Annotated in this window: 4 protein-coding genes and 1 pseudogene; 4 read left to right on the top strand and 1 reads right to left on the bottom strand. The window is 44.8% G+C overall.

Going from position 1 to position 5,416, the window contains the following annotated elements; translation table 11 throughout:
* The 3 genes and pseudogenes from VL525_RS00025 to VL525_RS00015 form a co-directional block, all read left to right on the top strand.
* A pseudogene (locus tag VL525_RS00025) lies at positions 1-580 on the top strand (5-methyltetrahydropteroyltriglutamate--homocysteine S-methyltransferase); the annotation flags it as partial.
* Between the two features lie 114 nt (positions 581-694).
* Entirely contained in the window at positions 695-1,651 is a 957-nt protein-coding gene (locus tag VL525_RS00020; RefSeq protein ID WP_325381996.1) for a hypothetical protein, read from the top strand.
* A 346-nt stretch (positions 1,652-1,997) separates the two neighbouring features.
* Positions 1,998-3,815: a glycoside hydrolase family 2 protein gene (locus VL525_RS00015; RefSeq protein ID WP_325381994.1), complete on the top strand. Its 1,818-nt coding sequence runs from the start codon at positions 1,998-2,000 to the stop codon at positions 3,813-3,815.
* A 261-nt stretch (positions 3,816-4,076) separates the two neighbouring features.
* On the opposite strand, the gene VL525_RS00010 is transcribed toward VL525_RS00015, so the two are convergent.
* A complete protein-coding gene (locus VL525_RS00010; RefSeq protein WP_325381992.1) occupies positions 4,077-4,418 on the bottom strand; it encodes a HopJ type III effector protein in 342 nt (113 codons plus the stop codon).
* A gap of 222 nt (positions 4,419-4,640) precedes the next feature.
* Between VL525_RS00010 and VL525_RS00005 the strand changes: the two genes are divergently transcribed.
* On the top strand, positions 4,641-5,416 hold a 776-nt coding region (locus VL525_RS00005), incomplete at its 3' end, for a TonB-dependent receptor (RefSeq protein ID WP_325381990.1).

The raw sequence follows: 5,416 nt of genomic DNA, 5'->3' as shown, positions 1-5,416 counted from the left end.
GCCGCGTGAGGTGACTACGAACCAGATAGCATTAGCTATTCGTGATGAGGTGGTGGCTTTAGAGCAAGCCGGTTTAGGTATTATTCAGATTGACGAGGCAGCTATTCGCGAGGGTTTGCCGCTGCGCAAAGCAAAACGACCACATTACCTGGATTGGGCGGTGAAAGCCTTCCGGGTAACGGCAAGTGGCGTTGAGGACAAAACACAGATCCATACCCATATGTGCTATAGCGAGTTTAATGATATCATTGAACACATTGCTGCAATGGACGCTGATGTAATCACCATAGAAACCTCACGTTCGCAAATGGAGTTGCTGCATGCCTTTGCTCATTTTGAATATCCTAATGAGATTGGCCCGGGTGTATACGATATCCACTCGCCGCGTGTGCCAACGACGGAAGAAATGGTCTCGCTATTAGCAAAAGCTGCCGATTTACTGCCGACGCAAAATCTTTGGGTAAATCCTGACTGTGGGTTAAAAACCCGCAAGTGGCCCGAAACCAAAGCAGCGTTAGAAAACATGGTAGCAGCCGCCCGCCAGGCGCGCGAACAAATAAGCGTTGAAGGCATTATTTAGCAGATAAAACTGCGGGCGCTATTGCCCGCAGTTATTATTTATATAATTTTACACCACAAACTATTACAGAGAAGATATTAGAAGCGTTTAGCTTCGGGGAAATTTTAATATTTTATGTTCTTAAATAAGATCCAGTCCGGCGAGTCCGGCATTTTGATATATGGTATTACGCCGCCTAAGTCAGAAACAAGCATCGAGCGCGTTACTGAAATAGCCGAAAGAACCATCGCCAGGCTTATTCCTTTAGATATTGACGCGCTTATTGTTTATGACGTGCAGGATGAAGCAGCGCGTACCTCAGAAGAGCGCCCCTTCCCTTTTTTAAAGGCATTGGACCCATTTGAGTTTGCGAGCCAATATCTGCAGGATTTAAAAGTTCCGAAGATCATTTATCGACCGGCGGGTAAGTTTTCAAAGGATGAGCTTTCTGATTGGCTGGATCACTTGCATCAGCTTAACTTTTATCCGGTATTTGTGGGCGTCCCCGCGCCCGACTTTCCGGTTAAAACCAGTTTGCCTGAAGCTTATCGACTTTGGAGCAAGCACAAAGACACATCGGCAATTGGTGCGGTTACCATTCCTGAAAGACATGCCGTGTTAAAGGACGAAGACAAGCGCATACTGGACAAAGTGGCCTGTGGTGTTTCTTATTTCATCTCACAATGCGTTTTTAATATTGCGTATGCCAAACAGGTTATTGAAGACCTTAGCAACACCTGCAACAAAGAAAATGCGCCATTCCCGACCATCATATTTACGCTTACAGCCTGCGGCTCAGCAAAAACACTGACCTTTATGGAGTGGCTGGGCATTCACATCCCTGAAGATATGAAAGAAGAGCTGCGAAACGCCGAAAACATGCTTGAAAAATCTGTTAATATTTGCATGGATATCGCAACACACCTCACCGCGTTCTGCTCAGAGCGTGGTATACCTTTTGGGTTCAACATTGAAAGCGTAGCCATCAGAAAAGACGAGATCGAGGCATCGGTTAACATGGTCAATCAAATTGGCGCCATGCTGGTTGAAAAGGGTATTCGTAAGCTAAATTCGGTATCGGTTGGACAGTAGATGATGCGTGTGATCCACGTGAATAAAGTGTATCAGTTTGGATCTTGGATCACCCATAAAATACAACACATTTTAAATCAATTACTTACTAACATAATCCACAAAAAGTGGATCACTTTGGATCACCTTTTTCTGACTTTTACGTCTGTTTTTGGATCACTTAGTAAATTTCACAAAACCGCTCCCGCAAGCGTCGCGCTTGTAATCAAGTAAGTCTTGGTGTTAACTACGCCTCTTATTTTCATAAATCTTTCGAACACTCAAGAGGTAAAGGTTGACGGCACAGGTATATACAAGATTTTGATTATCTTCAGCACCGCAAAATCATACATAAACCATTTACTCAATGAACTTCAGCTACAAAACCATTCTCCCTGTTGTTTTATTATTTTCGTGCTTAAGCAGCCGTGCCCAGGAAGCCAAATTGCCAACGCCATGGACAGAAGCCGCCCGACATGCTGAAACACCATTGTCAGAATACCCGCGCCCGCAACTGGAACGCGACAACTGGCTGTGCCTAAACGGCAAATGGGATTACATCGGCGGCAAAACCGCTCCCGATGCGTTACATCCGCAAACAGCGGCATCATTCAATGGGGTGAAAGAAAAGATTTTGGTGCCCTATTGCCCGGAATCTTACTTATCAGGTATTCAGCGGGCACAGGAGATCAATATGTGGTACCGCCGCACGTTTGAGGTTCCTGCCGGTTGGAAGGGCAAACATATTATCCTGAACTTTGGCGCTGTCGACCATGACGCTACCGTATTTGTAAACGGCAAAAAAGCGGGTACTCACTCTGGTGGCTATGATTCTTTTAGCTTCGATATTACCGCTTTCCTGACCAAAGGTACAAACACGCTAACCATTGCGGCTCATGACCTCAACGATGGCACAACCCCTTCAGGCAAAAACGGACCGCGGGGCGATTATACTTTTTCATCGGGCATCTGGCAAACCGTATGGCTGGAACCGGTTAGCGCTAATTATATTAAAAACATCCGCTTACTGCCTGATGTTGACGGCCACCGACTAAAAGTTTTGGTAAACAGTAATGGTAATGGTAAAGTGGAGGCTGTTGCATTTAACGGCAAAAAAGTAGCGGGTGAGGCTAAGTCGGCAGCCGGTTCTTCATTTTACATTCCGATCGATAAGCCTGAGCTATGGTCGCCTGACAATCCGTTTTTGTACGATTTGAAACTGACGCTTTATAACGCCGATGGCAGTGTGGCCGACGAGGTGAAAAGCTATTTCGGCATGCGCGATATTAAACTGGGCAAACTGAACGGGGTAAATCGCCCGCTGGTAAATGGCAAATTTATCATGCAGCTTGGTCTGCTGGATCAGGGTTACTGGCCCGATGGCGTATTGACCGAACCCACCGAGGAAGCCCTGAAGTTTGATATTCAATTTACCAAAAAAGCCGGCTTTAACCTCATCAGGAAACACATGAAAACAGAGCCGCAACGCTTTTATTACTGGTGCGATAAAATGGGACTATTTGTTTGGCAGGATATGCCGGCTGCCTGGTACCAAAATGAGGATACTACCCGCCACCGCAGTATGTTCCGTAAGGAGTTGAAGGCTATCATGGACGATCATTATAACTCGCCATCCATTATTACATGGGTACCATTTAACGAAAACTGGGGCGCCTTCGACGTAAAAGAGATCACCGATTGGGTTAAAAAATATGACCCGTCGCGATTGGTAAATGGCAACTCTGGCTTTAACAATAACCCCGGTTACCAAAAAGCTTATGGCGACCCTAAAAACGGCGATTACGTCGACACCCATATTTATATCGGCCCCAACGGCGCTTCAAAGCCTGACAGCACCAGGGCAGCCTCATTGGGCGAGTTTGGCGGTGTCGGTTTATTTGTGATGGGACATATGTGGCCGGTTGAAAACAATGCGTACGACTACCAACCCACCAAAAACGCACTTACAGACCGCTATGTGCTGCTGCTGCAGCGTGTAGACCAGCTTATGAAATATCGTGGGTTAAGCGTAGCCATCTACACCCAAACCACCGATGTGGAGCACGAAGTAAACGGCCTTCTTACCTATGACCGCGCCGTCGAAAAAATGGACCCGCAACGCGTAAAAGAAATTAACGATGCGGTGATGAAGGACAGTTATGAGATGAATAAAGCGAGGAAGTGAAATTTGGAATAATCATTTAGCTTGTGGTCGGTGTTATCACCGCACCACTTAACTCACTGGTGCGGTGATAACACCGACCAGAGGCCGAAACGCGGAAAAGAGATCAACGATGACGTGATGAAGGACAGTTATGAGATGAATAAAGCGAGGAAGTGAAATTTCGAATAATCATCCATCATATACTAACAAAAAATCCCCCAAACCATTTGGGGGATTTTTTATTTATCCTGCTGCTAACATAAGCTTTATTTAAACGGATGTTTATTTAGCCGCCAAGGCTTGTCCTTCAAAAGAAATACCGTCCCAGCCATGTGCCATAAACTGGCGTATGTTTTGGTGGTCTGTGCCTTCAGGTGTGTTTAAAACAGCTTTGTAATGTTCGGCAAATAAGTATAGCGTATCGCCTTTGCTCAGGTGGTTCAGCTTCGCGAACGAAAACACCTTGGCGCTGCCCTGGTTTTGGGTAGCTTCATTATAGGCCTCGCCATTTCTGAAAGCGGTTGGAGTATGCTGATATCGGGCCTCGATAAATTCAATCACGTCTTTGAATGATATTAATTCGGCTTTTAGTTTATTAAGTAACACGTCTGTTTGTTCGGTCATCTGCAAAATATTTGGTTAAGTCTAACTGTAAAACTACAACAAGTATCGTATCAGCCACTCAAATAAATAAAATTTCGAGCAATATCGACCAAAACCACAACACAATATACTGATAAACAAAACAATAGCATCTTATTTAAAATCATTCTAAAAATATTTGGCTCATAAAGTTTTTTGCCTTTACTTTGTCGCTGTTTAGAATCAATCTAATTAAATATAATAATGAAAAAACTATATCTACTTTTCCTTACACTTTTCTTTATACCCACGGCATTTGCACAGCAACAGCATGGTAGCCTGAGCGGGGTTATTACCGCAACAAATGGCGAACCTGTTGCTTATGTATCCGTTACGCTTAAAGGTACTTCATACGGCGCATCAACTACTGATAAGGGCCACTTCAGCATCAATCGTATTATTCCGGGCACATATACCATTAGCGTAACAGCCGTAAACATCATTTCGCAAGAAAAAGAAGTAACTATTGCTGTCGGTAAAAATACCGTTGCCAACTTTGTACTTAACATCAACAATGCCCAATTGGAAGAAGTGAAGGTTAACGCCCGTACCAATGGGATTAAGATGGATAACCCATCGCAATCGCTGCGTTTGCAGGAGCCATTGTTAGAGGTACCTCAAAATATCCAGGTTATTTCAGGTCAGTCGCTTAAAGAGCAACAGATCACCGGCATGAGCGACGGCGTTATCCGTAACATAAGCGGTGCCATACGGTCAGAGCACTGGGGCGACCTGTATGCCAACATCAAAATGCGCGGATCGCAGGTACAGGCTTTTCGCAACGGCTTTAATGTTGTTAGTTCGTACTGGGGTCCGCTTACTGAAGATATGAGTTTTGTTGACCATATTGAGTTTGTAAAAGGTCCGGCTGGTTTTATGCTTTCAAACGGCGATCCGAGCGGTTTGTACAATGTAGTCACCAAAAAGCCTACCGGTCAAAACAAAGGCGAGTTTAGCTATACTGTAGGCAGCTTCAACCT

Origin of the sequence: Mucilaginibacter sp. (assembly GCF_035492695.1) — a bacterium.
Taxonomy (GTDB): domain Bacteria; phylum Bacteroidota; class Bacteroidia; order Sphingobacteriales; family Sphingobacteriaceae; genus Mucilaginibacter.
The sequence above is the reverse complement of the archived record's forward strand: the minus strand, read 5'-3'. Positions and strand labels throughout refer to the sequence as shown.